Source organism: Arthrobacter oryzae, from assembly GCF_031454875.1.
Taxonomy (GTDB): Bacteria; Actinomycetota; Actinomycetes; order Actinomycetales; family Micrococcaceae; genus Arthrobacter; species Arthrobacter oryzae_D.
The window spans coordinates 193,425-215,536 of record NZ_JAVDRQ010000009.1; the positions used below are offsets into that span (position 1 = coordinate 193,425).

Here is a 22,112-nt window from a genome sequence, read left to right on the forward strand (position 1 = left end):
GCTAGTGGCCGGAGTTCTTCAGCTTGCTGCCGTCCACGCCGTAGCCGGCCTTGCGCATAACCCAGCCGGCGAGCAGGCCGATCACCATGACGGCTGCGCCGGCAATGAAGATGGGCGTGCTGGCGATGACGAATGCGATGGACGCAATAAGTGCGCCGATCAGCATAACGATCACACACGTCCAGGCTGCCGGGCTGTTGCCGTGGCCGAGGTCTGCGCTGTGGTCGACGCCGGTGTTGACGTTTTCCGCAGCAGCGGATTTGGATGCGGAAACAGTGGCTTTGCTCATGGAAATCTCCTCAGGATGAATACTGCTTACATTCTGCCATTTTTTGGCCGCACCTTGGACATCGGCCGGCGACAGCTGCGGCCCGGCCTAGGTGGGATCGTCGCCGCGCGACAGCCTGTCCCAGCTGTCGATCTCGTCCGCAGGGCCCTCGGGGGCACCGGCCCTGCCGGCCGCTGCGGCGTCATACTTGGTCCGGGTCTTCCAGTAGCGTCCCGCCGGGATGATCAGCAGGGCGCCGAGCCCCAGCAGGAAGCCGGCGACGACGGCGAGTGCGGGAAACGCGGAAACGCTCACCTGCACGCTGCTCCCGGTGATTCCGGTGGCTGCCGCGATGGAGCCCTGGGCCGCTGCGAGCGGGTCCGCCATGACCGTGACAGCTGCGGTGACGATGCCTGCCGAGGCCAGGACGATGATCGCGGTGATGATCCAGCGTGCAATCCGGCCGGCGATCGAGGCGGCCAGGCCGCCCGCCAGCGCCACCAGCGCCAGCGCGGTGACAGTCGTGGCTGCCTTGCTGCCCTGCACCTGGAGGCCGTCCTGGCTGTTGACCGCCTGGCCCAGCTGGGCCGGGTCAAGGTGGACGGTCAGCCACGTCTGGGTGGTGCTGCCGAAGGCCGCCAGTGCCATGGCCGCGATGATCAGCACCAGTGAGGACTTTCGCGCCCACACCGGAGCTCCGGTGCGCTTGGCGGCAGGTCGGCCTGCGCTGTGTTCTTGGGAGCTGTCCTCTACGCTGCCTCCCTGGAGACCATCCTTTTGGGCGCTGTCTTCCGGGACACCCATCAGCGGTTTTCGCTCTGGCTGGGAGGACCGCCGGCGTCTCCGCCGGCTGTCCCTCCCGGCTCGGGAACGGTGTCGGCGGTGATGTTGTGCAGGGAACCGGCCGTGTGCACGGCACGCAGCGGAGCGGCAGCCTTGTTGACGGTCTCCAGGGCTTCCGTGGGGTTGACCGAGTCGGCCACGATGCCGCCGCCGGCCTGGACGTACGCCCGGCCTTCGCGGAGCAGTGCGGAACGGATGGCGATGGCCATGTCCATGTCGCCGGCGAAGTCCAGGTAGCCCACCACGCCGCCGTAGATGCCGCGGCGGTGCGGCTCCAGCTCGTCCAGGAGCCGAAGCGCACGAGGCTTGGGGGCTCCGGAGAGCGTGCCGGCGGGGAAGGTGGCCTTCAGGACGTCGTAGGCCTTGGCGGCGGGGGCCAGCTTGCCCACCACCGTAGACACCAGGTGCATGATGTGGCTGAACCGCTCCACTTCCATGAACTGCGTGACATCCACCGTGCCCGCAATGCACACCTTGGAGAGGTCGTTGCGGGACAGGTCCACCAGCATGAGGTGTTCGGCGCGTTCCTTCTGGTCGGCCAGGAGCTCTTCGGCGAATGCCTTGTCCGCATCCACGGTCTTGCCCCGGGGACGGGAACCGGCGATGGGGTGGGTGATGACTTCCTCGCCTGTGACCGTAACGAGGGCCTCAGGGGAAGAGCCCACGATGGAATACTGCCGGCCGGCGGCATCCTCCAGGCTGAAGATGTACATGTACGGGCTGGGATTGGTGTTCCGCAGGACCCGGTAGACGTCCAGCGGGTCGGCGCCGCATTCCATCTCGAAGCGGCGGGAGATGACCACCTGGAATACTTCACCGTCAACGATCGCTTCCTTGCTGCGGTCCAGCGCGGCGAGGTAGTCGGGTTCGTTCCACCGCTCCTGCACGCTGGAGGCAAAGTCCAGCGCGGCGGGTTCCAGGACCGAAATCGGCTGTTCCACCGGCGTGCTGACCTTGGCGAGGAGTGCCTTGACCCTGGCCACGGCGTCATGCCAGGCCTCGTCCACCCGCTCGGAGCTGTTGTCGAAGTTGATGGCGTTGGCGATCAACAGGACAGTGCCGTCCACGTTGTCGTGCACTGCCATGTCGGTGACCAGGTTCAGCGCCATCTCCGGCAGCTGCAGGTCGTCTTCCGGCGGGCTGGTGAGCCGCTCCCAGTGCCGAACGGTTTCCCAGCCGAGGAACCCCACCAGGCCGGAGGTGAACGGCGGCAGGCCATCGAAGCGGTCGGTGCGGAGCGCCTCCACAGTGTCCCGGATGGCGTCCACGGGGTTGCCGTCAACGGGCACACCGGCCGGCGGCTGGCCGAGCCAGTGCGCCTGACCGTCTTTGGTGGTCAGGGTGGCGCGGGACTTGGCGCCGATAAAGGAATAACGGGACCACGCCCCGCCCACGGCGGCGGACTCCATCAGGAAGGTCCCGGGCTGGCCGTTCGCCAGCTTCCGGTACAGCCCGATGGGCGTCTCCGCGTCGGCCAGCACCTTGAGCCGGACGGGAATGACGCGGCTGTGGCTGGCGAGTTCCCGGAATTCCTCGAGGCCCGGGCTGATGATTCCAAGGTCCTGCATGGCTATGGTGGTCCGCCTGTTCTTGAGTGGTGCCTGAATCTGGTGGGTGGGTCCGGCGCCTGCGCCGCTGCCGGGCCGGAAAGTGCTAGCTGGCGTTTCCGGCAACGCTGGCTTCGCCGGAAACCACGGACAGGCCGCGGCCGTCGAAACACGTCCGCGTGCCCGTGTGGCAGGCCGCGCCGACCTGGTCAACGCGGACCAGCAGGGCGTCGCCGTCGCAGTCGAGCGCAACCGACTTGACCCACTGCACGTGGCCGGAGGTATCGCCCTTGCGCCAGTACTCCCGGCGGGAGCGGGAGTAGAACGTCACCCTCCCGGTGGTCATGGTGCGCCGGAGCGCCTCGTCGTCCATCCAGCCGAGCATAAGGACTTCGTTGGTGTCGAACTGCTGGACGATGGCAGCCACCAGGCCGGCGCTGTCGCGTTTGAGGGCGTCCGCCACCTCCGCGGGCAGAACACCGCCGTCGTGTGCGGCGGCGTGCGCAGCAACCGGGGCAGTATCGGGAGCCGGGAGGGACCCTTCATCGGGCGCTGTAATAGGTACTCGGGCGGGGGCGGGCTGCTCAGACATCAGACCAAGTCTAGTGCCTTGCCGCCGTGTGACGATCAGCTCGAAATTCGCTACACCTCCACTGCGCAACTCGACGTCTCTCGTGCTAGTTTCACAAGTGATGCATTTCGTCGATCCGTCCCGAGAAGTCCTGGCCGAAACCCTGTTGGCGGCCGGTCCTGACTCCCCCACGCTCTGCCGGGGCTGGCGCACGCGTGACCTCGCCGCGCACCTCTACCTGCGCGAACGCAAGGCAGGCGTCGGGCTGGGCCTCATTATCAAGAGCCTGGCCAAAGCCTCCGATGAGGCCACCGCGAAACTGGCCGCCAAGGTCAAGACCCCTGAGGACTACACCCGGCTGGTCAACACCTTCCGCGGCGGTCCCCCGGCAATGTCGCCGCTGCGGATCAAAGCACTGGCTGAAAGCTCCAACCTCATCGAATACTTCGTGCACACCGAGGACGTCCGCCGTGCCGTGGACCGCTGGGCGCCGCGGGCCCTGGACGAGGAATATTCGGACGCCCTGTGGGACGAACTCGTCAAGCGCGCAGCCATCCTGTACCGCGGTGTTGACCTGGGCATCGTGCTGGTGCGTCCGTCCGGTCCCCGCCACGTCGCCAAACGTGCTCCTGTGTCGGTGGCCATTGTGGGGGAACCCGGTGAGCTCCTCATGCACGCCCACGGGCGGACCCGCCACGCGCTGGTCACCTTTGAAGGCCAGCCCGACGCCGTCGCGCTGCTGCAGTCAGCCGAAGTCGGGCTCTAGAAACAGGCTCAACCACTGGGCAAAGTCCGGTTTCGCTAAGCTCAACCACCGGACCTTTCCACGGACGGCTAGCGGACTTCGAAGCCCGCCGCCCGGATGGCCGTCTTGACCTGCGAAATCATGTCGACCGGTCCGAAGTGGAAGATCGACGCAGCGAGGACCGCGTCCGCCCCGGCGGCAACGGCAGGCGGAAAGTGCTCCGGCTTGCCCGCCCCGCCGGAGGCGATGATGGGCACCTTGACCGCGTCGCGGACCAGGCGGATCAGTTCAAGGTCGAAGCCGTCCTTGGTGCCGTCCGCGTCAATGGAGTTGAGCAGGATTTCGCCGACGCCGCGGTCCGCCGCCTCGCGTGCCCAGGCGATGGCGTCAATGCCGGTCCCCTGCCGGCCGCCGTGCGTGGTCACTTCAAATCCCGACGCCGTAGGTTCGGATCCGGGGCGGGTGCGCCGGGCATCCACCGAGAGCACCAGGACCTGCGAGCCGAAGTGGCGGGTAATCTCGTCAATCACGTCGGGCCGAGCGACGGCAGCCGTGTTGATGGAGGCCTTGTCCGCCCCGTAGCGCAGCAGCCTGTCCACCTCGGCGACGCCGCGGACACCGCCGCCGACAGTCAGCGGGATGAAGACTTCCTCGGCGGTGCGGCGGACGACGTCGAAGGTGGTCTCGCGGTTGCCGGAGGACGCGGTCACGTCCAGGAATGTCAGTTCGTCGGCTCCGCCGTTGTCGTAGCGGTGTGCCAGTTCAACGGGGTCCCCGGCATCCCGGAGGCCTTCGAAGTTGATGCCTTTGACCACGCGGCCGGCGTCAACGTCCAGGCACGGAATGACGCGCACTGCTACAGCCATGATTGCTCCTGAAGATTCGCTGGAGAAGATTCGGTGAGGGCCGTTGGACGGGCCCGGATCAGATCCGGCAGGCGTGGATGCTGCTGACCAGGATGGCGCGGGCGCCCAGGTCGTAGAGCTCGTCCATGATGCGGTTGGTTTCCTTCTTGGGAACCATGGACCGGACGGCAACCCATTCCGAATCGCGCAGCGGCGAGACCGTGGGCGATTCCAGGCCGGGCGTCAGCGCTGCGGCCTGCTCCACGAGTTCCTTGCGGATGTCGTAGTCCATCAGGACATACTGCCGGGCGACCAGCACGCCCTGCAGGCGGCGGATCAGCACCTCGACCTCCTTGGCGGTGCCGTTTGCGGCACCTTCCTGGCCGGTTCGGCGGATCAGCACCGCCTCCGACTTGAGGATCGGTTCGCCGAAGATCTCCATCCCGGCCGCCTTCAGCGTGTTGCCGGTTTCGACGACGTCGGCAATCGCGTCCGCGACGCCGAGCCGCACGGAGGATTCGACGGCACCGTCGAGGCGGACAACTTTGGCGTTGATGCCGCGTTCGGCGAGGTAGCCGCGCAGGAGGCCGTCGTAGCTGGTGGCCAGCCGCTTGCCTTCGAGCTCCTCAGCTGCGGCGAAATCGCCCACCGGACCGGCGAAGCGGAACGTTGAGGCGGCAAAACCCAGCGGCAGCAGCTCTTCGGCTTCCACCTCGGCGTCGAGGAGCAGGTCACGGCCGGTGATGCCGACGTCGAGGGTGCCTCGCCCGACATACACGGCAATGTCCCGCGGGCGGAGGAAGAAGAATTCAATGTCATTGTCCGGGTCCACCATGACCAGCTCGCGGGTATCGCGGCGCTGGCGGTAGCCGGCTTCGGACAGCATGGCCGAAGCCGCTTCGGACAGGGATCCCTTGTTGGGGACGGCAACTCGCAGCATGAGGGGTCTTTCTGGGTTAGGAAGTGTTGGTTACAGGCAATCGGCCACGCTCAGCATGGCTACAGATGCTTGTAGACGTCTTCCAGGGTCAGGCCTTTGGCGAGCATCAGAACCTGCAGGTGATAGAGAAGCTGGGAGATTTCCTCGGCTGCGGCCTCATCGGATTCGTATTCGGCGGCCATCCAGACTTCGGCGGCTTCCTCCACGACCTTCTTGCCGATGCCGTGGACTCCGGACTCCAATTCTGCGACGGTGCGGGAGCCTGCCGGACGGGTGGCTGCCTTCTCACTCAGTTCTGCGAACAGCGTCTCGAAATTCTTCACGCCCTCCAGCCTACTTGCTCCGGGCCTGCGCCCGCCTGTCGGGCCGTTCCATGACGGCGCCGATGTGAGGCAACACACAAAAATGCGGCGCCGGAGCAAGTAGTGCCGGAATTGGCGCTGCTCCTACCGGTACTGCTTCAGAATGACGGCGGTAGCCAGGGCAGCGGTGACAGCCTCGTGCCCTTTGTCCTCTTTGGAGCCGGGCAGGCCGGCTCGGTCCAGGCCCTGCTGTTCGGTGTCGCATGTGAGCACGCCGAAGCCAACGGGCACGCCGGTGTTGACGCTGACGTCGGTCAGGCCCATGGTGGCCGCCTCGCAGACGTATTCGAAGTGCGGTGTTCCGCCGCGGATCACAACACCGAGCGCCACGACGGCGTCGAAGTGCTTGGCAAGACGGGCGGCGGCCACGGGGAGCTCGAAGCTGCCCGGCACCCGCAGGACAGTGGGTTCGTTGATGCCGGCGTCCTTCGCGGCGCGGAGGGCGCCGTCCAGCAGGCCGTCCATGATCTGGGTGTGCCAGCTGGCGGCCACAATGGCCAGCTTCAGCTGCGACGTTTCCGCCGGATCGAGGGTGGTGAGGTCAATCTCCGGTGCGCCGTGTCCACTCATTAATGTCTCCTGGTTGGTTCTCTGTTGGTCAGTCTGGTGCGAATCAGTCTTGCGCGAATCAGTCTTGCGCGAATCAGTCTTGTTCGTGCTGGAAGGTAGTCTGGGCGCCGGACGGAAGGGCCGCCGCCGGCTCGCCCGCCTGGCTATCCAGGGTGAGCCGGTGGTCCATCCGGTCCTTCTTGGTCTGCAGATACCGGATGTTCTGCTCACGCGAGGGGACTTCGGTGGGAACCATTTCCACGACGTTGACGCCGGCATCGGCCAAGCGGTTCTGCTTGTCCGGGTTGTTGCTCAGCAACCGCACGTCGTGGAGGCCCATCTCGGCCAGAATCTGCGCGGCAGCGTTGTAGCGCCGGGCGTCAACAGGCAGGCCCAGCTGCTCGTTGGCTTCCACGGTGTCAAAGCCGGCTTCCTGCAGGGCGTATGCCTTGATCTTGTTGGCCAGGCCAATTCCGCGGCCTTCGTGGCCCCGCAGGTAGAGCAGCGTCCCGCCCTCTTCATTGATCTTTTCGAGCGCATAGGCCAGCTGTTCACCGCAGTCACAGCGGTAGGAGCCAAAGACGTCTCCGGTCAGGCATTCCGAGTGAAGCCGCACCAGCGGCGCTTTTCCGTCGACGGGCGGAAGGGGGGAGCTGATCGCCAGGTGTTCGGCACCGGTCACCAGGTCCGTCCAGGCCTGTGCCACGAATTCCCCGAACTCACTGGGCAGCTGGACGATGGGACCCCCGCTCACCGGGTGGTTCCCGTGCTCGGCCCTGACCTCATTTCGTGCCTCTGAAGCCGTCATCGTATCTCCTCACTCCCTGCCGGGACCGTTGCCTGTCCGGGGGTCTGCGCTGCCTCCAGGTATGCCACCAGATCCTCGATTGAGATCAAAGGGCAGCCATGTTCCGCTGCGAAGCCGCGAAGTCCGTCCAGGCGCATCATCTCTCCGTTGTCGTATACAACCTCCGCGATCACGCCTACCGGTTCCAGTCCGGCAAGCCGGCACAGGTCCACGGCCGCTTCGGTGTGGCCCGGACGTTCACGCACTCCACCGTTAACGGCGCGAAGCGGGAAAACATGCCCGGGACGGGTAATTGACGCCGGCCGGCTGCCGGGATCCGCCAGCACACGGGCCGTGAGTGCACGGTCCGTTGCAGAGATCCCCGTGCTCACGCCTTCGGCGGCATCGCAGGACACGGTGTAGGCAGTGCCCTTGGAATCCTCGTTGACCTCGACCATCGGCGGAAGCAGCAGGGCGTCAGCCCGGGCGCCGTCAAGCGGTACGCAGATGACCCCGGAGCTGTACCGGACGGTCCAGCCCATGAGGGCGGGGGTGGCGTGCTGGGCGGCGAAAATGATGTCGCCTTCGTTTTCGCGGTCCTCGTTGTCCACCACCAGGACCGGACGGCCGGCAGCCATCGCACGGACGGCGTCTTCGATGGGATCCAGCCCTGTCCTGGCGTCGGTGGGCTCATTAACGGAAGGGCCGGGCAGGGCGGCACCCAGGTCTTCGGGCGCGTGCTTGAGCTGGTTCACTTCGACTCCCCCGCTCCGGCTGCTGCGGTACCGGCGGCAGGGCTGCCGGCGAAGGCGAGCAGGCGTTCGGTGTACTTGGCCAGCACATCAACTTCCAGGTTCACCCTGCTGCCGGGGCTCTTCGCCCCCAGCCCGGTTTCGGCCAGGGTGGTGGGAATAAGGCCCACCTCGAACCAAGGGGCGGATTCCGCGGCGTCGCTGACTGCCGTGACCGTGAGGGAAACCCCGTCGACGGCGATGGAACCCTTCTCGGCGATGTAACGTGCCAGCCGCACCGGTACCCCGAACCGCAGCCGGTCCCAGTTGCCCAGCCCTTCGCGTTCGAGGAGTTCACCCACTCCGTCCACGTGTCCCTGCACAACGTGTCCGTCCAGCCGTCCACCGGCGGGAACGCAGCGTTCCAGGTTTACGGTGTCGCCGGCGTCGAGCTCTCCGATGGTGCTCCGGACCAGCGTCTCGCCCATAACGTCGACGCTGAATTCCTTGCCGTCAATGGCCGTGGCCGTCAGGCACACGCCGTTGACGGCCACCGAGCCGCCGAGTGCAAGTCCTTCGGTGCTGCCGGGAGCATGCAGGCGCACTGTGGCGCTGATGTCGCCGTCGCGTTCGACGGAAAGGACCCTTCCTTGTTCGGCAATAATTCCGGTAAACATCAGTGGCCTCCTGTGGCGGTGCCCGCGCCAGTGCGGTGCGGTAGGGATTCGGGTACTTGGTTCAAGGATGGAAAAAGTTCTGAATCGGCGGCTTCAGCAGTAACGGTTTCTGCTGGTGCCGGGGCCGGATCACCGGGGCAGAGGTGCAGCCTCAGGTCCCGGCCGAGAGCCTGTACGGCTCCCCCGGATGCCGGATCCCATTCCCAGTTCTGGGCCTCGGCCAAGGTGGTGATGCCCAGGTCACCGAGGGCTGCCGTACCGGATCCGAGCAGGGTGGGCGCCAGGTAGACGATCAGTTCGTCCACCAGACCCGCGGCGAGGAAAGCGCTCAGGATCCGGGAACCGCCTTCCACCATGAGGTGCCGGACGCCTGCGGAGAAGAGCTTTGCCAGGGCCTCATGGGGGTCACGGGTGGGCAGGTGCAGCACCCGGCCGTCGTCCCCGTGGATGGCGGCGTCGGCGGGAATTTCGCGGAGCCCCATAACCGCCCGGAGCGGCTGGCTGCCTGCCGTCTCGCCCGAAGCATCCCGGGCCGTGAGCCGCGGATTGTCCACCAGGAGCGTCTGCGTGCCCACCAGGATGGCATCCACCCGGCCGCGGAGTCCGTGGTTGTCGGCGAGGGATTCCGGGCTGGAGATCCACTGGCTGGTGCCGTCCGCTGCCGCGATGCGGCTGTCCAGGGTCTGGGCAATGTGGAGGGTAACGAAGGGGCGCTTGGCGAGCACGGCTTCAAACCACCTGCGGTTGAGCTCGAACGCTGCCCGGGCGGACAGTCCGGAACGGACGCTGACGCCTGCGGCCCGCAGCGTTGCGGCTCCGCCTGCGGCAGGATCATGGGGGTCATCCACGGCGTACACCACGGAAGCGATGCCGGCGTCGATGATTGCCTGGGCACACGGCCCTGTCCGGCCGCAGTGGTTGCAGGGTTCCAGGGTGACCACCATGGTGGACCCGGTCAGGTCGATGCCCTTCATGCCTGCCTGGGCAATGGCGTCGGCCTCCGCGTGGGCCGTCCCGGCGCCGCGGTGGTACCCGGTCACCAGCTGCTGGCCGTCGGATCCGACCACGACGGCGCCAACGAGCGGGTTTGCCCCGCGGGGGCCTTGGAGCGCCGCGACGAGGGCGGCCTCCATGGCATCAATCTCGGCAGCGCTGAACCGTGCTGGCATCTGCGGCGCTGTTGTCTGCGGCGTCAAAGCGTTCGTCGTTCCTTCCCTCGAGAACCGCGTTGGCTCCGGGGGTATACGACAGCGCAATACCGCACCGCCCGAGGGGCGCCGCAGTAACAGCTGTACGTGCTTCTCTCATCCAGACTTTAACTGTCGGTACCGGAATTTCACCGGTTCAACCGTCCGCCGGAACAGCTCCTGGATAGGACCTGTGCCGGCTCGCGGGTCGCGGACTGTCACCGCCGGTTCGGACTTTCACCGACCCCGGAGCACGTAGTGTGTTTTGTTATTCTGTCACAACTGAGTGACTGGTCCTGCTATTCCCGTCAGACTCCGTCATGATTCGGGGACGGCCTGAACCGCGGCCGAAACCGGACGCGAACCGGCAGCCCTCAGCCGGTCGATCGCCGTTGCGGGATCGTCCGCACCGTACACGGCGGACCCTGCGACGAACACGTTGGCGCCGGCCTCGGCCGCGCGGACAATCGTCTCCTCGGTGATGCCGCCGTCCACCTGCAGCGCCACACCGGTGCCGGCACCGTCGATCGCGGCGCGGGCACGCCTGATCTTGGGGAGGGTCAGGTCAAGGAATGACTGCCCGCCGAATCCCGGCTCCACCGTCATGATCAGCAGGAGGTCCAACTCCGAAAGCATGTCCAGGTAGGGCTCCACCGGGGTCCCCGGACGCAGCGCCATGCCGGCCTTGGCCCCGCGCGCCCGGAGTTCCCGCGCCAGTTTGATCGGCGCGATCGAGGCTTCGACGTGGAACGTCACGGAGGCGACGCCGGCGTCGGCGTACGCGGGCGCCCAGCGGTCCGCGTCGGCGATCATCAGGTGCGCATCGAGCGGGACCGGGCTGACGGCCTGGATGCGCTGGACCACCGGCAGGCCGAGGGTCAGGTTCGGCACAAAGTGGTTGTCCATGACGTCAACGTGGACGGCATCGGCGTTGCTGATTCTGCGCAGTTCCGCCTCGAGGTTGACGAAGTCGGCAGAGAGGATGCTGGGGTTGATGCAGCACTGAGCCATGTGGGCTCCTTTCACGGAAGGCGGTGGGATCGGGTAGCGCGGAGGGATCAGGGTTTCTTGTGGATGAGGGCCAGGAACATGGCGTCGGTCCGGTGCACGTGGGGCCAGAGCTGGGCCGTCAGTTCGTGCCCGGCTTCAAGGTGTCCGGGCAGGCTGACCTTGTCCAGGGCGGCACCGGCGTCGAGCAGTTCGAGGTCATCGCGTTTGCGCAGGGCGTCGGTGACCACCGCCGTGGTTTCCGCCGGGTGCGGCGAACACGTCACGTAGGCCACCACGCCTCCGGGCCGGACAGCGTCCAGGGCTGACTTGAGCAGCTCGCGCTGCAGCGGGCCAAGGTCCGCGAGGTCCTTGGGGGTGCGCCGCCATCTCGACTCGGGCCTGCGACGCAGGGCACCGAGGCCGCTGCAGGGCACGTCCACCAGCACGCGGTCGAAAGTCCCTGCCATTTCCGTGCCCACGTCACGGCCGTCTCCGGTCCGAACATGCCAGACTTCGTGCGGGACCGCGGCCAGGGCCTGCCGCACCAGCTTGGCACGGTGCGGCGCGGGCTCGTTGGCCAGCAGGGTGGCGCCGTTCTGCCGGGCGAGGGCTCCCAGCAGGGCCGCCTTGCCGCCCGGACCGGCGCAAAGGTCCAGCCATTTTTCCCCGGCCCCGCCGGTGGCGGCACCGTCCGGACGTTCTGCACTAACGGCGGACAGGTCCACGGCAGCCATGGCCCGGGCCACCAGTTGCGAGCCCACATCCTGGACCCTGGTGCTGCCTTCCCGCACCGACGCCAGCCGGCCCAGGTCTCCTCCGCTGGAAAGCGCGGACCCTTCCACGAGCTCGCCCGCCGCTGCTCCGCCTTCCAGCGCTTCGTCCAGGCTGCCCAGCCCGGGGAGCGCCACGAGGTTCACCACGGGGGCGGCGTTATCCGCCTCGAGGAGTTCGTTGATTTCGGCGACGGGGCGGCCGTGTGCCACAAGGGACTGCCTGAGGGCGCGGACAATCCACTCCGGGTGTGCGTAGCGGATGGAGGCGATCCGGGTTTCGTCCGTCTCGTCGCTCAGGAGCAGCTCCAGCCATTCCTCCAGGGTGCGGGCGGAGACTTTGCGGAGTACCGCATTGATGAGGGCCGACGGTCCGGCGCCAATAACGGCGCGGGCCAGCCCCACTGTCTGGTCGAGGGCCGCGTGCGCGGGAACACGCATGGCCAGCAGCTGGTGTGCGCCGATCCGCAGGGCGTCGAGGATGGCAGGGTCCAACTGGTCCAGCGGACGGTCAACGCAGCGGGCCAGGACGGCGTCGTAGGTCCCCTGGCCGCGCAGGGCTCCGTAGCTCAGCTCGGTGGCGAAACCTGCATCCCGTTTGTCCAGCCCATGGTGGCGGATCCGCGCGGGCAGCACGAGGTTTGCGTAGGCATCTTCCGAGGCCACGGCGCGCAGTACTTCGAAAGCCACGAGCCGCGCCGGGTCAGCCCGACGGGTGCGCTGGGAGGGGGCGTTCTCGGAAAAGTTCCGCTTCGGGCCGCGGTTACGCTCACGGCCCTGGGCATCCCGCTGGCTGCCGCCACGGCTGCCGGACGATCCACTGGACTGGCCCCCGGGCTGGCCTCCGTACTGCCGGCCTTCTCCCCCGCCACCTGCTTTCCCGTTTCGGGAGAACCTGCCGCGGCCGCTGCCGCCCGTTCCGGACTCGCTCATTCGAATACCACGCCTTCCAGTGCCGCCTGTCCGCGCGCCCAATCAGCGGCGGCCATCATCTTTTTGCCCGAGGGCTGTATCCGCGTCAGTTCGACGGGGTGGGATCCGGTCCCTACCAGCACGCTTTTTCCGTTGAGGAGCACCTGTCCCGGCTTCAGTTCCGGGCCGTCGGTCCGGAGCAGCACCGGTTCGAGTTTGACGCGCTGCCCTTCGAGGGTGGTCCATGCACCGGGTTCGGGCGTGACGCCGCGCGCCCTGCGTCCGATCGCGAGGGCAGGCTCGTCCCAGTTGATCCGGCCGTCTTCGATGCCCAGTTTGGGTGCCAAGGACACGTCCCCCGCCTGGGGAACGGCTGCAGCCCGCCCGGACTCGATTGCAGAGAGGGTCTGGGCGAGCAGGACGGCCCCGCTGTGGGAGAGCCGTTCCAGGAGGTCACCGGCAGTGTCCTCAGGACGGACCGTCTCGGTGAGGGTGCCGAAGACCGGCCCGGTGTCCAGCCCTTCCTCGAGCAGGAACGTGACGGCCCCGGTGATGTCATCTCCGGCCATGACTGCGCGCTGCACCGGCGCGGCACCGCGCCAGGCGGGCAGCAGGGAGAAGTGCAGGTTGATCCATCCGTGCCGCGGAACGTCAAGGGCAGCGCGCGGGATCAGGCCGCCGTACGCCACGATCGCTGCGGCATCCGGGGCGAATGCGGCGATCTTTGCCGTGACTTCCGCATCCACTTTCGCGGCGTGAATCACTTCGATGCCAAGGTCGGCGGCGCGGGCGGCAACGGGCGACGGCGTCAGCACGCGTTTGCGTCCGATCGGCGCATCCGGCCGGGTCAGGACGGCAACGACGTCAAACCCGGCCTGCACCAGCGCGTCGAGAGACGGTACAGCGACAGCCGGCGTTCCGGCGAAGAGTACCCTCACTCGCCGGCGCCGAAACTGCCGCCGCCAAAGCTTCCGCCCCCGAAGCTGGAGCCCACGGTCTTGGCCCGCTTCGACGTCGTCTTTTCTGCGATGGCGTCGTAGTTGGCATTGCGGATGGAGCGCAGCGCGGCCTTGCGGTCCTCGCCTTCAAGCCTGTCGGTGAAGAGGATGCCGTCAAGGTGGTCGGTTTCATGCTGGAAGCAGCGGGCCAGCATGCCTTCGCCGTCCACGGAGACCGGGTTGCCGTGCAGGTCAACGCCGGTGACGCGGGTGGCGCGTCGGCGGCGGACGGGGAAACCAAGGCCCGGGATGGACAGGCAGCCTTCCACTTCATCGGGCTGAAAGTCGTCGCTGTTCTCCAGCACGGGGTTGATGATGTGGCCCTCCACGCCGCCGATGCGGTAGGTGAAAACCCTTTTGCTGACTCCGACCTGGGGCGCCGCCAGGCCTGCGCCGTCGACGTCTTCCATGGTGTCCATCATGTCGGCAACCAGCTTCGCGAGGTCCGGCCCGAATTCCGTCACGGGATCGGCAACTGTGCGCAGCACAGGGTCGCCGATGATGCGGATATTCAAAATGGCCATGTGCAATCTGTCCTTCGGTGGGCGCTACGGGATCCAGTCCAGTTTAGTTGGCCCTTTACCTTCCGGTCGCAGCCTGCAGAGCGCCCTGCAACGCCGGCGGTGGCACGGGCAGCGACGGCGGCGCCACCGGAAGCAGTGCCGTGCCTGCGCTGACGGTGTCGGCAGACATCTCCCAGACGCGGCGGAGGGAGCAGAACTTCCACCAGTGATGCTTGAGGACCTCCGGATTGGCACGCATCGGCCGGACCTCAGTTTCACCCAAGGCGACTGCCAGCAGCACCGGGGATTCCCCGTGTTTCCAGGGCTCCCACTCCCCCGCGACGGGGTCAACCAGGCTTTCCTCGGCCTTCATCCCTGCCACCAGCTGCATCACCACTTTGTCGTCCAGCGGCTTGACGGTGCCGTCGCGAGTGGTGCCTTTTGTCTTGTAGTCGATGATGCAGGTCCGGCCGTTGATCTTTGCCACGAGGTCCAGGGTGCCCGCATAGCCCACCGTCTTGTTCCACACAGTAACTTCGGGTGCAATGGGCTCCACAGCAAAGAGTTCCCACCACTCATCAAAGCGCGCCGCGAAGGCCTCCTCGCCGTTGGCCGCCAGCGCTTCGCGCATTTCTTTCATCTGGTGGGGCCGCCCGAGTGCCCTGAGCGCAACCTGTTCGCAATAGTTGTGTACCCGGTCGCCGCGCTTCGCGGCGTCGTCGCGGTACGTTTCGGCAGCCTTTGCTGCCCGGCTGACCGCCTGGCGGATTTTGGCCGGACTTCCCAGAATGCCGGGAAGTGACGGGTCGCTGGCGAGGCTGTTCGCACCCATGTACCCGAACCACCCGTCCAGGCCGTGGGGCTGCTGGCCGATGACCGTGGTGATGGACGGAACAGAAAAGGAGTCGGACGTTGAGCGTGCATACATCCGCCCGTATTCCGTGGCGTGGGCAAGGAGTGGATCAGTCATGCAAATACTCTTTCATGAGGGGCTGACAGGAATACGTGCGTGACGTGCCGGAGGGAACAGTCCGCCCGAAAAGCGAAATGGCCCGTTCCGCTGCTTTCAGCGGAACGGGCCATTCATTGGTGGGCGATACTGGGTTCGAACCAGTGACCTCTTCGGTGTGAACGAAGCGCGCTACCACTGCGCCAATCGCCCCAATGCCATTGAATGCTAGCCCACCCTGGCGGCATTTGGAAATCGGGCCGTCCGGCGCCGGCGAGGCGGCGTGTTGCGTTCACTGGAGAAGCCGGTGCGGCCCGCGTTGGGTCACTGAAGCATCGGCCTCCCGGCCACGTGAATCCCCCGTCAGGGACCTCAGGAAGGAACTCTATGCGGAACGGGGGGGACCGAATTACACCCCTGTAATTAGCAAAATCCCCTAGATTTCAAGGAAGCGGAGCCCTCGGATGCCGTTGCCGCTGCCCCGATTTGTAAGTTCCCTGAACCTCCTATAGAGTTCTTACTCGTTGGAACGCGAGGAAATGCCGAATGCGGCACGGAAATGCTGACAATAATGCGGACGTAGCTCAGCTGGTAGAGCACCACCTTGCCAAGGTGGATGTCGCGAGTTCGAATCTCGTCGTCCGCTCGCAGGACACTGTCAAGGCAAGATTCCCAGGAATCCGGCTTACACGGTGGGTTGGCCGAGAGGCGAGGCAGCGGCCTGCAAAGCCGTATACACGGGTTCGAATCCCGTACCCACCTCGGTGAAAACCTTGGTTTCCGGTTAACTCCGGAGAACATTTTGGGCGATTGGCGCAGCGGTAGCGCGCTTCCCTGACACGGAAGAGGTCACTGGTTCGATCCCAGTATCGCCCACCAGAGCAAGGCAACTTGCTTGTTGTTGAACGGCCGGTCCAACCGGCACGTACTTCATGTGCGGACGTAGCTCAGCTGGTAGAGCACCACCTTGCCAAGGTGGATGTCGCGAGTTCGAATCTCGTCGTCCGCTCTCTTTTCTTTAATGGCGCAATACCCGGCCCTGCCGGTGTGTCCGCCGGACCCGCCGGATCCCTCCGGACGCGGGCGATTGGCGCAGCGGTAGCGCGCTTCCCTGACACGGAAGAGGTCACTGGTTCGATCCCAGTATCGCCCACCACGAAGCAGCTCTCCGGAGCTGCTTTTTTGTTGCCCGAATCCGCCGGCCCAACCCTGAAAGGGCATCCCGGCCCGGGCCAGGCACCGGCGCGCGCCCTTGGCACACCCAGGGTCTGGGGCTAGGATCGAATGCGGAGGAGCGATCTGGCTCCGCGACAGAAGGGAGGTGCCCGTGGGTATTCTTGACGATCTGAAGGGCAAGGCTCAGCGACTGGTCGGTGGCAACGAACAGGCCATCAAGGACGGCATCGGCAAAGCCGGTGATTTCGTCGATTCAAAGACCGGCGGAAAGTACGCCGACAAGATCGATACCGTCCAGAAGGGCGCAGCCGGCCTCGTGGACAAGGTCGACCCGAAGCCGAACACGGCTCCGGTCGAAGAACCTCCCGTCGCCGGAGAGCCACCTGTAGCCGGGGAACCCCGGCAGCAGGGCCTCTAACCCAGGAACGTCAGCGAGGTGCCGGTCCCGCCGTGAGGCGGCGCCGGCACCTTTGGCGTTTAATGACCGTATCTACAGGCAACCAGGTGTTCAGCGGCCCTGGAGGGCCGCGTTGCTAACGCTATGAGGGTTCGTGGTTCTGCCCCTCGCGGGCCAGCGCCGTCAATCGCGAAACCGCCCGGTAATACTTCTTGGTGTAGCCACCGGTCATCATTTCGTCGGTGAACAGCTGGTCGAAAGGGACACCGCTGGCAAGGATGGGAACATCCTTGTCATAGAGCCGGTCCGCCAGCACCACGAAGCGCAGGGCCACAGCCTGCTCTGTGATGGTTTCCACGTCACGCCACACCACGCCCTCAATGCCGGCCAGGAGCTGCCGGTACCGGCTGGGGTGCACACCGGCAAGATGGTTGATGAGGGTCCGGAAATCATCCCGCGCCACGGTTTTGCCGTGGAACTCCGCCTGCATGTGGTGGGTCAGGTCCTCGTTTTTCAGGGGAGCCGGCGCTGCCGGGAGTCCGCGGTGGCGGAAGTCCTCGCCGTCGATCCGGACGACGTCGAACTGGTCTGCCAGCACCTGGATCTCGCGCTGGAAGTCGACGGCGGCGAACCGTCCGTCGCCGAGCGATCCGGGGAGCGTGTTCGACGTCGCGGCGAGCTTGACGCCGGCGTCGGCAAGTTCCCGCATCAGCCGGGACATCAGAACCGTATCGCCCGGATCGTCGAGCTCGAACTCATCAATGCACACCAGCTTGTAGTGGCTGAGCGCCTCCACGGTCTTGCGGAAGGAGAGCGCGCCCACCAGGTTCGTGTATTCAACGAACGTGCCGAAGGCCTTGGGGCCAGGGGACGCGTGCCACAGGGACGCCAGCAGGTGGGTCTTGCCCACGCCGAAGCCGCCGTCAAGGTAGATCCCGGCGCGGGAGTTGTCCTTCTTCGCAAACAACTTCTTGAAGAGACCGGAACTGCCGTTGGCACCGACGCCTGTCGCGAAGGACTGCAGCGCGGTCACTGCCCCGGACTGGCTCGGCTGTGAGGGGTCCGGCCGGTAGCTGGCGAAGGAGACCTCCCCGAAGCGCGGCGAGGGATAGAAGCCCTTGAGGAGTTCATCCACGGAAACCGCCGGTGTCCGCGCGGAGAGCTGTTCGATCTGTACCAAGGTGGTCCGTTCTGCTGGTCTCGTGTCCCCAGAAAGGATACCGGCAATGCGGCTTTGGCTTCATAGGACGGATGGTGCACGTGACGAAGGCCATATTTCCCTCTGTGAACGCAGGGGCGCAATACTGTCGGGCCGTGGCTAGTGTTGGAACTGGCCCGGCCGCAGCGACGCCTCCCCGTGGCATGGGTCCCCTGACCGTTTCAGTGAAAGGCCATCTCAATGTCCTACCCAGTTGAACAGAACGAAAAGTTCTCCGCGTACGCAAACCCCGAGCGGCTCGTCTCCACCGAGTGGCTGGCGGCAGCCCTCGACGGCGGCGCCGTGGCAGACGGCAAACTCGTGGTGGTGGAGTCCGATGAAGATGTTCTGCTCTACGAAACCGGCCACATCCCGGGATCGGTCAAGATCGACTGGCACACGGACCTGAACGACGAGGTCACCCGCGACTACATTGACGGCAAGGCGTTCGCGGCACTGGCTGCGGCGAAGGGCATTTCGCGGGACAGCACCGTGGTGATTTACGGCGACAAGTCCAACTGGTGGGCTGCCTACGCATTGTGGGTTTTCACCCTCTTCGGCCACGAGGACGTCCGGCTGCTCGACGGCGGCCGCGACAAGTGGATCGCCGAAGGCCGGGCACTCACCACGGACATCACTGTCCCCTCCCCCGGCGAATACCCCGAGGTGGAGCGCAACGATGCCCCCATCCGCGCCTTCAAGGAAGACGTGCTGGCCCACTTCGGCAAGCCGCTGATCGACGTCCGCTCCTCTGAGGAATACACCGGGCAACGCACCCACATGCCCGCTTACCCCGAGGAAGGTGCCCTGCGCGGCGGCCACATCCCCACGGCGGCATCGATTCCCTGGGCGCGCGCGGCTGCCGAGGACGGCACCTACCGGAACCGCGGCGAACTGGAGGCGCTCTACCTCGGCGAAGCCGGCCTCAAGGAAGGCGACGACGTCGTGGCCTACTGCCGCATCGGCGAGCGTTCCAGCCACACCTGGTTTGCCCTGAAGTACCTGCTGGGCTTCGACACTGTGCGTAACTATGACGGTTCGTGGACCGAGTGGGGCAACGCCGTGCGCGTGCCCATCGCCAAGGGCGCCGAGCGCGGCACGGTACCGGCGTAAACTGGACTGGATGAATACTCAAGCCCTTCCCGCCTCACTGGCGGAAATAGTTGACGACTTCCAGGCCCTCACCGAACCCGAGCGGCTGCAATTGCTGTTGGAGTTCTCCCAAGGGCTCCCGGAGCTTCCGGACCGGTTGAAGGACCATCCGGAACTGTTGGAGCAGGTCGTCGAGTGCCAGTCGCCCCTGTTCCTGACGATTGAGACGGAAAGGCAGGATGCCGCTTCCCCGGCGAGTGTGCGGCTGTTCTTCAAGGCGCCGCCGGAGGCTCCCACCACCCGCGGCTTCGCGGGAGTCCTGCACGAAGGCCTCGACGGGCTGACGGCCCCGGAGATCCTGGCGGTGCCGGATGACATGCCCGAGCTCCTGGGGCTTACGCGTGCCATCACTCCCCTGCGTATGCGGGGCATGACGGCCATGCTGGGACGGATCAAGCGCAAGGTCGCGGCCTCTGCCGCACTGAAGGCCTAGCGGAAGGCCGTCCAGGCACCGCATGGCGCGCAAACAGGCTTCCCAAGGAACGCCGGCTACAGCAGCACTTGCTGCAGCCGGCGTTCCTTTCGTGCTGCACCCTTACGCCCACGATCCGTCTGCCGCCAGCTACGGCATGGAGGCGGCCGAGGTGCTGGGCGTGGATCCCGCCAAGGTCTTCAAGACCCTCATGGTGGACGTCGACGGCAGGCTCGCGGTGGGCGTCGTCCCGGTCAGCGGAAACTCTGGACCTGAAAGCCATGGCGGCTGCGCTCGGCGGCAAGAAGGCAGCCATGGCTGATCCTGCCACGGCCCAGCGCAGGACCGGCTATGTGCTGGGCGGGATTTCTCCGCTGGGGCAGCGCCAGCCCTCTCCCACGGTCCTGGATGAGAGCGCCCTGGGCCAGGACAGCATCCTGGTCTCCGGCGGCAGGCGCGGCCTGGACATCGAACTGGCCCCGGACCACCTGGTACGGCTCACCGGCGCAGTCACCGCCCGCATAGGAACCGCGCCGAAAGCTACTCCGGACCGTTAGCGGCCGGGCCGGCGATTGTCTCCGGGGCTTCCGTCTCGGGGCGCGGTCCGGCGTCGTCGCGCGGCCGGGTCCGTGAGCCCGGGTTGGCACGCGGGGCCAGTTGCCGCCGCAGCCACGCGCTAACCAGGCCTTCCCAGCGCTCCGGGTCGACGTTCCATTCCTTGGTGTGCCGTGCGTCCTGGAAAGTCTCGAAGGTGACCATCTCGGGGTTTTTCTCCGCAATGGTTGCGGATGGTCCGTACGGCACGTATTCGTCATCGACGCTGTGCAGGATCAAAGTGGGGGTCCTCAGTTCCACGGCCCGCGAGATCCAGTCCATCGATTTCAGGTCCACCGGTGCGGCCAGCCCGGTCAGGCGGCGGCCCAGGGGGTGGCTCATCATCAGCTGCCCGTAGCGTCCCACAGCCGACGGGATGCGGTTCAGCTGCGCGTGGTGCGCCAGGACGTTGACCCAGTCCACCACCGGCGCGTCCAGCACCATGGCCCTGATCCGCTGGTGGTGCCGGGAGAGGTCCGCCGTCTGGAGGCAGATCGCGCCGCCCATTGACCAGCCAAACAGCACCACTTCCTGTGCGCCGTTGGCTACGGCGAAACTGATCGCCGCCTCGACGTCCCGCCATTCAGTGGAGCCCAGGCCGTAGCGCCCGTCGGGGGCCGACGGCGCCAGGCCGTCATTGCGGTAGGAAATCACGAGGCTGGTCATGCCGAGTTCCTGTGCCGGGCGCAGCGCACGCAGGCACTCCTGCCGGCTGGCACCCCGGCCATGGACCATGATTGCCCAAACGTCCGACGACGGCGTCCCGCGCACCAGCCATGCCGGGGCGGTCCCGCCTTCGACGCTGATCTGCACATCCTCGGCAGTCAGTCCGATGGAGGCGGCATCCGGGTAGGCGGCACCGCTCCAGTATCCGCGGCGGGCGGTGGTGAGGTCGCCGGAATAGACCGCTTCGACTTCGCGCAGAACCGTGCGTTCCGCAGGTGAGTACGAAATGATCCTGCCGATCCGTGCATGGCCGCGGCCGCCGTCGAAAAACAGACCGTAGACACCTTCAACAGTGGTGTCCTCGGTGGCCGCAAGGATCACCTGGAGGCCGCCGGCGGCACGGATCACAGCCAGCACCTCCTGGTTCTCATCCCGGACCCGCACCGGCGTTATGACCCGCCTGGCGAAGTAGACGGCGAGCGCCGACGATCCGGCACCCAGCAAGCCCGCGGCAGCACCTCCTGCGATGACGCCGCCCACGGCCCACTTGGCGCTCGAGGACATACCGGTCTCACCGGCGGCCGGGGCCTTGCCCACTGCCAGGGGCGGATTCGCTGTGGTGGCCGGGCGCAGCCCCGTGATCGATGCCATGAAACCATTCTTACCGCTGCGGGCCCTCCGGACATACTCGGGCACGCAGTCGCCGGCGGCTCCCGGGAGGAAGCGGGCGGGTACGCGCCACAGCACCCAGGCGGAACGGCCGCGGAATCAGGCCGCAGATTCGGCGCGGACCGTCCCGGACGAAATTCGTGCGGGAAAGGCCGGGCCGGGACTAGGCTGGGGGCATGAGCGATCCAATCGTCATTCTGACAGAAGAGCCGCTGGGTGCGGACGACCGTGTGAACATCGAACGCCTGGTGGATGGCGGTGACGCACCCCTGGTCGTACTGGTGCCGGCCAACACCGAACGGCACCTCCTGGTGGATTTCCTCGAAAACCTTTCCCTACTGGACGTCGCGAAGGCCTTCCGCGAGCTGACCTCGCATGCTCCGGACCCTGCGTCCGAACGCGCCGCCGCGGCCGAGACCCTGGCTGTGTCGCTCAGTGCGCTGGCCGGGATCGGCAGTGGGGTCACCGGCGAGGTGGTGGACGGCGGTGCCGTCCAAGGCCTCGTGGCCAAGGTCAAGGAACTCGGAGCAGGCCAGGCGGTAGTCATCACCCGGCCGCACGCCATCGCCGACACTTTCCACACCGACTGGGCCAACAAGGCCCAGGACCAGCTGGGGCTGCCCGTGCTGCACCTGTACGCAGGTTCGGGATTTATCGGAGACTCCTGAGCGTTG

General features: G+C 66.4%; 24 protein-coding genes, 6 tRNA genes, 1 pseudogene and 1 riboswitch. Of the genes and pseudogenes, 11 read left to right on the top strand and 20 right to left on the bottom strand.

What is annotated here, in order from left to right; genetic code table 11:
- Position 1 precedes the first annotated feature (1 nt).
- The 4 genes from J2805_RS17120 to hisI all read right to left on the bottom strand — a co-directional run bounded on the left by J2805_RS17120 (position 2) and on the right by hisI (position 3,250).
- Positions 2-289, bottom strand: a complete 288-nt coding sequence (locus tag J2805_RS17120) for an HGxxPAAW family protein (protein ID WP_307051088.1) — start codon at positions 287-289, stop codon at positions 2-4.
- A gap of 87 nt (positions 290-376) precedes the next feature.
- Positions 377-1,072 (bottom strand): Trp biosynthesis-associated membrane protein, encoded by a 696-nt coding sequence (locus tag J2805_RS17125; RefSeq protein ID WP_309978331.1) that lies wholly within the window; start codon positions 1,070-1,072, stop codon positions 377-379.
- A complete protein-coding gene (locus J2805_RS17130; protein WP_309978333.1) occupies positions 1,072-2,679 on the bottom strand; it encodes an anthranilate synthase component I in 1,608 nt (535 codons plus the stop codon). Before J2805_RS17130 ends, J2805_RS17125 begins: the two co-directional genes overlap by 1 nt.
- 85 nt (positions 2,680-2,764) lie before the next feature.
- On the bottom strand, positions 2,765-3,250 hold the full coding sequence (gene hisI / locus J2805_RS17135) for a phosphoribosyl-AMP cyclohydrolase (protein ID WP_309978334.1): 486 nt from the start codon (positions 3,248-3,250) through the stop codon (positions 2,765-2,767).
- A gap of 100 nt (positions 3,251-3,350) precedes the next feature.
- Between hisI and J2805_RS17140 the strand changes: the two genes are divergently transcribed.
- Positions 3,351-3,995, top strand: a complete 645-nt coding sequence (locus J2805_RS17140) for a TIGR03085 family metal-binding protein (protein ID WP_309978335.1) — start codon at positions 3,351-3,353, stop codon at positions 3,993-3,995.
- Between the two features lie 68 nt (positions 3,996-4,063).
- Here J2805_RS17140 and hisF read toward each other — a convergent pair whose 3' ends face one another.
- From hisF to J2805_RS17210, 14 genes are all read right to left on the bottom strand, one after another.
- On the bottom strand, positions 4,064-4,840 hold the full coding sequence (gene hisF, locus J2805_RS17145) for an imidazole glycerol phosphate synthase subunit HisF (RefSeq protein WP_309978337.1): 777 nt from the start codon (positions 4,838-4,840) through the stop codon (positions 4,064-4,066).
- A gap of 58 nt (positions 4,841-4,898) precedes the next feature.
- Positions 4,899-5,759: an ATP phosphoribosyltransferase gene (gene hisG, locus J2805_RS17150; protein ID WP_309978338.1), complete on the bottom strand. Its 861-nt coding sequence runs from the start codon at positions 5,757-5,759 to the stop codon at positions 4,899-4,901.
- A gap of 59 nt (positions 5,760-5,818) precedes the next feature.
- Positions 5,819-6,082, bottom strand: a complete 264-nt coding sequence (locus tag J2805_RS17155) for a phosphoribosyl-ATP diphosphatase (RefSeq protein ID WP_028270786.1) — start codon at positions 6,080-6,082, stop codon at positions 5,819-5,821.
- 123 nt (positions 6,083-6,205) lie between these two features.
- The gene (ribH, locus tag J2805_RS17160) at positions 6,206-6,691 is read right to left on the bottom strand and encodes a 6,7-dimethyl-8-ribityllumazine synthase (protein ID WP_309978340.1); all 486 of its coding nucleotides are present in this window, start codon (positions 6,689-6,691) and stop codon (positions 6,206-6,208) included.
- A gap of 73 nt (positions 6,692-6,764) precedes the next feature.
- On the bottom strand, positions 6,765-7,478 hold the full coding sequence (gene ribA / locus J2805_RS17165) for a GTP cyclohydrolase II (protein WP_309978342.1): 714 nt from the start codon (positions 7,476-7,478) through the stop codon (positions 6,765-6,767).
- A complete protein-coding gene (gene ribB / locus J2805_RS17170; RefSeq protein ID WP_396134404.1) occupies positions 7,475-8,170 on the bottom strand; it encodes a 3,4-dihydroxy-2-butanone-4-phosphate synthase in 696 nt (231 codons plus the stop codon). The genes ribA and ribB overlap by 4 nt, the downstream gene beginning before the upstream one ends.
- Positions 8,171-8,208: 38 nt before the next feature.
- The gene (locus tag J2805_RS17175) at positions 8,209-8,865 is read right to left on the bottom strand and encodes a riboflavin synthase (protein WP_309978344.1); all 657 of its coding nucleotides are present in this window, start codon (positions 8,863-8,865) and stop codon (positions 8,209-8,211) included.
- Positions 8,865-10,034 carry a bifunctional diaminohydroxyphosphoribosylaminopyrimidine deaminase/5-amino-6-(5-phosphoribosylamino)uracil reductase RibD gene (gene ribD / locus J2805_RS17180; protein ID WP_309978479.1) on the bottom strand — a complete coding sequence of 390 codons (1,170 nt, stop codon included), beginning with the start codon at positions 10,032-10,034 and terminating at the stop codon, positions 8,865-8,867. Before ribD ends, J2805_RS17175 begins: the two co-directional genes overlap by 1 nt.
- Before the next feature lie 123 nt (positions 10,035-10,157).
- A riboswitch (FMN riboswitch) is annotated at positions 10,158-10,310 on the bottom strand.
- Positions 10,311-10,370: 60 nt separating this feature from the next.
- Positions 10,371-11,063, bottom strand: coding sequence for a ribulose-phosphate 3-epimerase (gene rpe / locus J2805_RS17185; protein WP_309978345.1), 693 nt, complete (start codon positions 11,061-11,063; stop codon positions 10,371-10,373).
- Between the two features lie 47 nt (positions 11,064-11,110).
- Positions 11,111-12,745, bottom strand: coding sequence for an RsmB/NOP family class I SAM-dependent RNA methyltransferase (locus J2805_RS17190; protein WP_309978347.1), 1,635 nt, complete (start codon positions 12,743-12,745; stop codon positions 11,111-11,113).
- Positions 12,742-13,662: a methionyl-tRNA formyltransferase gene (gene fmt, locus J2805_RS17195; RefSeq protein WP_309978349.1), complete on the bottom strand. Its 921-nt coding sequence runs from the start codon at positions 13,660-13,662 to the stop codon at positions 12,742-12,744. The genes J2805_RS17190 and fmt overlap by 4 nt, the downstream gene beginning before the upstream one ends.
- Positions 13,659-14,246: a peptide deformylase gene (gene def, locus J2805_RS17200; RefSeq protein WP_309978351.1), complete on the bottom strand. Its 588-nt coding sequence runs from the start codon at positions 14,244-14,246 to the stop codon at positions 13,659-13,661. Before def ends, fmt begins: the two co-directional genes overlap by 4 nt.
- Before the next feature lie 55 nt (positions 14,247-14,301).
- A complete protein-coding gene (locus J2805_RS17205; protein ID WP_309978353.1) occupies positions 14,302-15,195 on the bottom strand; it encodes a cytochrome in 894 nt (297 codons plus the stop codon).
- 117 nt (positions 15,196-15,312) lie between these two features.
- A tRNA-Val gene (locus tag J2805_RS17210) sits at positions 15,313-15,387 on the bottom strand.
- A gap of 360 nt (positions 15,388-15,747) precedes the next feature.
- On the opposite strand from J2805_RS17210, the gene J2805_RS17215 reads away from it, so the two are divergent.
- The 6 genes from J2805_RS17215 (at position 15,748) to J2805_RS17240 (ending at position 16,768) form a co-directional block, all read left to right on the top strand.
- Positions 15,748-15,820, top strand: a tRNA-Gly gene (locus tag J2805_RS17215).
- Positions 15,821-15,865: 45 nt separating this feature from the next.
- A tRNA-Cys gene (locus J2805_RS17220) sits at positions 15,866-15,936 on the top strand.
- A gap of 42 nt (positions 15,937-15,978) precedes the next feature.
- Positions 15,979-16,053 (top strand) — tRNA-Val (locus tag J2805_RS17225).
- A gap of 57 nt (positions 16,054-16,110) precedes the next feature.
- A tRNA-Gly gene (locus tag J2805_RS17230) sits at positions 16,111-16,183 on the top strand.
- Positions 16,184-16,255: 72 nt separating this feature from the next.
- Positions 16,256-16,330 (top strand) — tRNA-Val (locus J2805_RS17235).
- Positions 16,331-16,501: 171 nt separating this feature from the next.
- On the top strand, positions 16,502-16,768 hold the full coding sequence (locus tag J2805_RS17240) for an antitoxin (protein WP_309978355.1): 267 nt from the start codon (positions 16,502-16,504) through the stop codon (positions 16,766-16,768).
- A gap of 121 nt (positions 16,769-16,889) precedes the next feature.
- Here J2805_RS17240 and zapE read toward each other — a convergent pair whose 3' ends face one another.
- On the bottom strand, positions 16,890-17,927 hold the full coding sequence (zapE, locus tag J2805_RS17245; RefSeq protein WP_309978357.1) for a cell division protein ZapE: 1,038 nt from the start codon (positions 17,925-17,927) through the stop codon (positions 16,890-16,892).
- A 219-nt stretch (positions 17,928-18,146) separates the two neighbouring features.
- On the opposite strand from zapE, the gene J2805_RS17250 reads away from it, so the two are divergent.
- The 3 genes and pseudogenes from J2805_RS17250 to ybaK all read left to right on the top strand — a co-directional run bounded on the left by J2805_RS17250 (position 18,147) and on the right by ybaK (position 20,066).
- Positions 18,147-19,058: a sulfurtransferase gene (locus tag J2805_RS17250; RefSeq protein ID WP_309978358.1), complete on the top strand. Its 912-nt coding sequence runs from the start codon at positions 18,147-18,149 to the stop codon at positions 19,056-19,058.
- Between the two features lie 10 nt (positions 19,059-19,068).
- Positions 19,069-19,530: a SufE family protein gene (locus J2805_RS17255; RefSeq protein ID WP_309978360.1), complete on the top strand. Its 462-nt coding sequence runs from the start codon at positions 19,069-19,071 to the stop codon at positions 19,528-19,530.
- 22 nt (positions 19,531-19,552) lie between these two features.
- A pseudogene (gene ybaK, locus J2805_RS17260) lies at positions 19,553-20,066 on the top strand (Cys-tRNA(Pro) deacylase).
- On the opposite strand, the gene J2805_RS17265 reads toward ybaK, so the two are convergent.
- Positions 20,050-21,420, bottom strand: coding sequence for an alpha/beta hydrolase family protein (locus tag J2805_RS17265; RefSeq protein ID WP_396134397.1), 1,371 nt, complete (start codon positions 21,418-21,420; stop codon positions 20,050-20,052). The pseudogene ybaK and the gene J2805_RS17265 overlap by 17 nt on opposite strands.
- 194 nt (positions 21,421-21,614) lie before the next feature.
- Here J2805_RS17265 and J2805_RS17270 point away from each other — a divergent pair, with 194 nt between their 5' ends.
- The gene (locus J2805_RS17270; protein ID WP_309978362.1) at positions 21,615-22,106 is read left to right on the top strand and encodes a hypothetical protein; all 492 of its coding nucleotides are present in this window, start codon (positions 21,615-21,617) and stop codon (positions 22,104-22,106) included.
- The last annotated feature ends 6 nt before the right edge of the window (positions 22,107-22,112 follow it).

Excerpts from the sequence above, each read along its gene's own strand:
- J2805_RS17120 (WP_307051088.1), bottom strand. The coding sequence starts at position 289 with ATGAGCAAAGCCACTGTTTCCGCATCCAAATCCGCTGCTGCGGAAAAC.
- J2805_RS17125 (WP_309978331.1), bottom strand. The coding sequence starts at position 1,072 with ATGGGTGTCCCGGAAGACAGCGCCCAAAAGGATGGTCTCCAGGGAGGC.
- J2805_RS17130 (WP_309978333.1), bottom strand. The coding sequence starts at position 2,679 with ATGCAGGACCTTGGAATCATCAGCCCGGGCCTCGAGGAATTCCGGGAA.
- hisI (WP_309978334.1), bottom strand. The coding sequence starts at position 3,250 with ATGTCTGAGCAGCCCGCCCCCGCCCGAGTACCTATTACAGCGCCCGAT.
- J2805_RS17140 (WP_309978335.1), top strand. The coding sequence starts at position 3,351 with ATGCATTTCGTCGATCCGTCCCGAGAAGTCCTGGCCGAAACCCTGTTG.
- hisF (WP_309978337.1), bottom strand. The coding sequence starts at position 4,840 with ATGGCTGTAGCAGTGCGCGTCATTCCGTGCCTGGACGTTGACGCCGGC.
- hisG (WP_309978338.1), bottom strand. The coding sequence starts at position 5,759 with ATGCTGCGAGTTGCCGTCCCCAACAAGGGATCCCTGTCCGAAGCGGCT.
- ribH (WP_309978340.1), bottom strand. The coding sequence starts at position 6,691 with ATGAGTGGACACGGCGCACCGGAGATTGACCTCACCACCCTCGATCCG.
- ribA (WP_309978342.1), bottom strand. The coding sequence starts at position 7,478 with ATGACGGCTTCAGAGGCACGAAATGAGGTCAGGGCCGAGCACGGGAAC.
- J2805_RS17175 (WP_309978344.1), bottom strand. The coding sequence starts at position 8,865 with ATGTTTACCGGAATTATTGCCGAACAAGGAAGGGTCCTTTCCGTCGAA.
- ribD (WP_309978479.1), bottom strand. The coding sequence starts at position 10,034 with ATGCCAGCACGGTTCAGCGCTGCCGAGATTGATGCCATGGAGGCCGCC.
- rpe (WP_309978345.1), bottom strand. The coding sequence starts at position 11,063 with ATGGCTCAGTGCTGCATCAACCCCAGCATCCTCTCTGCCGACTTCGTC.
- J2805_RS17190 (WP_309978347.1), bottom strand. The coding sequence starts at position 12,745 with ATGAGCGAGTCCGGAACGGGCGGCAGCGGCCGCGGCAGGTTCTCCCGA.
- def (WP_309978351.1), bottom strand. The coding sequence starts at position 14,246 with ATGGCCATTTTGAATATCCGCATCATCGGCGACCCTGTGCTGCGCACA.
- J2805_RS17205 (WP_309978353.1), bottom strand. The coding sequence starts at position 15,195 with ATGACTGATCCACTCCTTGCCCACGCCACGGAATACGGGCGGATGTAT.
- J2805_RS17250 (WP_309978358.1), top strand. The coding sequence starts at position 18,147 with ATGTCCTACCCAGTTGAACAGAACGAAAAGTTCTCCGCGTACGCAAAC.
- J2805_RS17255 (WP_309978360.1), top strand. The coding sequence starts at position 19,069 with ATGAATACTCAAGCCCTTCCCGCCTCACTGGCGGAAATAGTTGACGAC.
- J2805_RS17265 (WP_396134397.1), bottom strand. The coding sequence starts at position 21,420 with ATGGCATCGATCACGGGGCTGCGCCCGGCCACCACAGCGAATCCGCCC.
- J2805_RS17270 (WP_309978362.1), top strand. The coding sequence starts at position 21,615 with ATGAGCGATCCAATCGTCATTCTGACAGAAGAGCCGCTGGGTGCGGAC.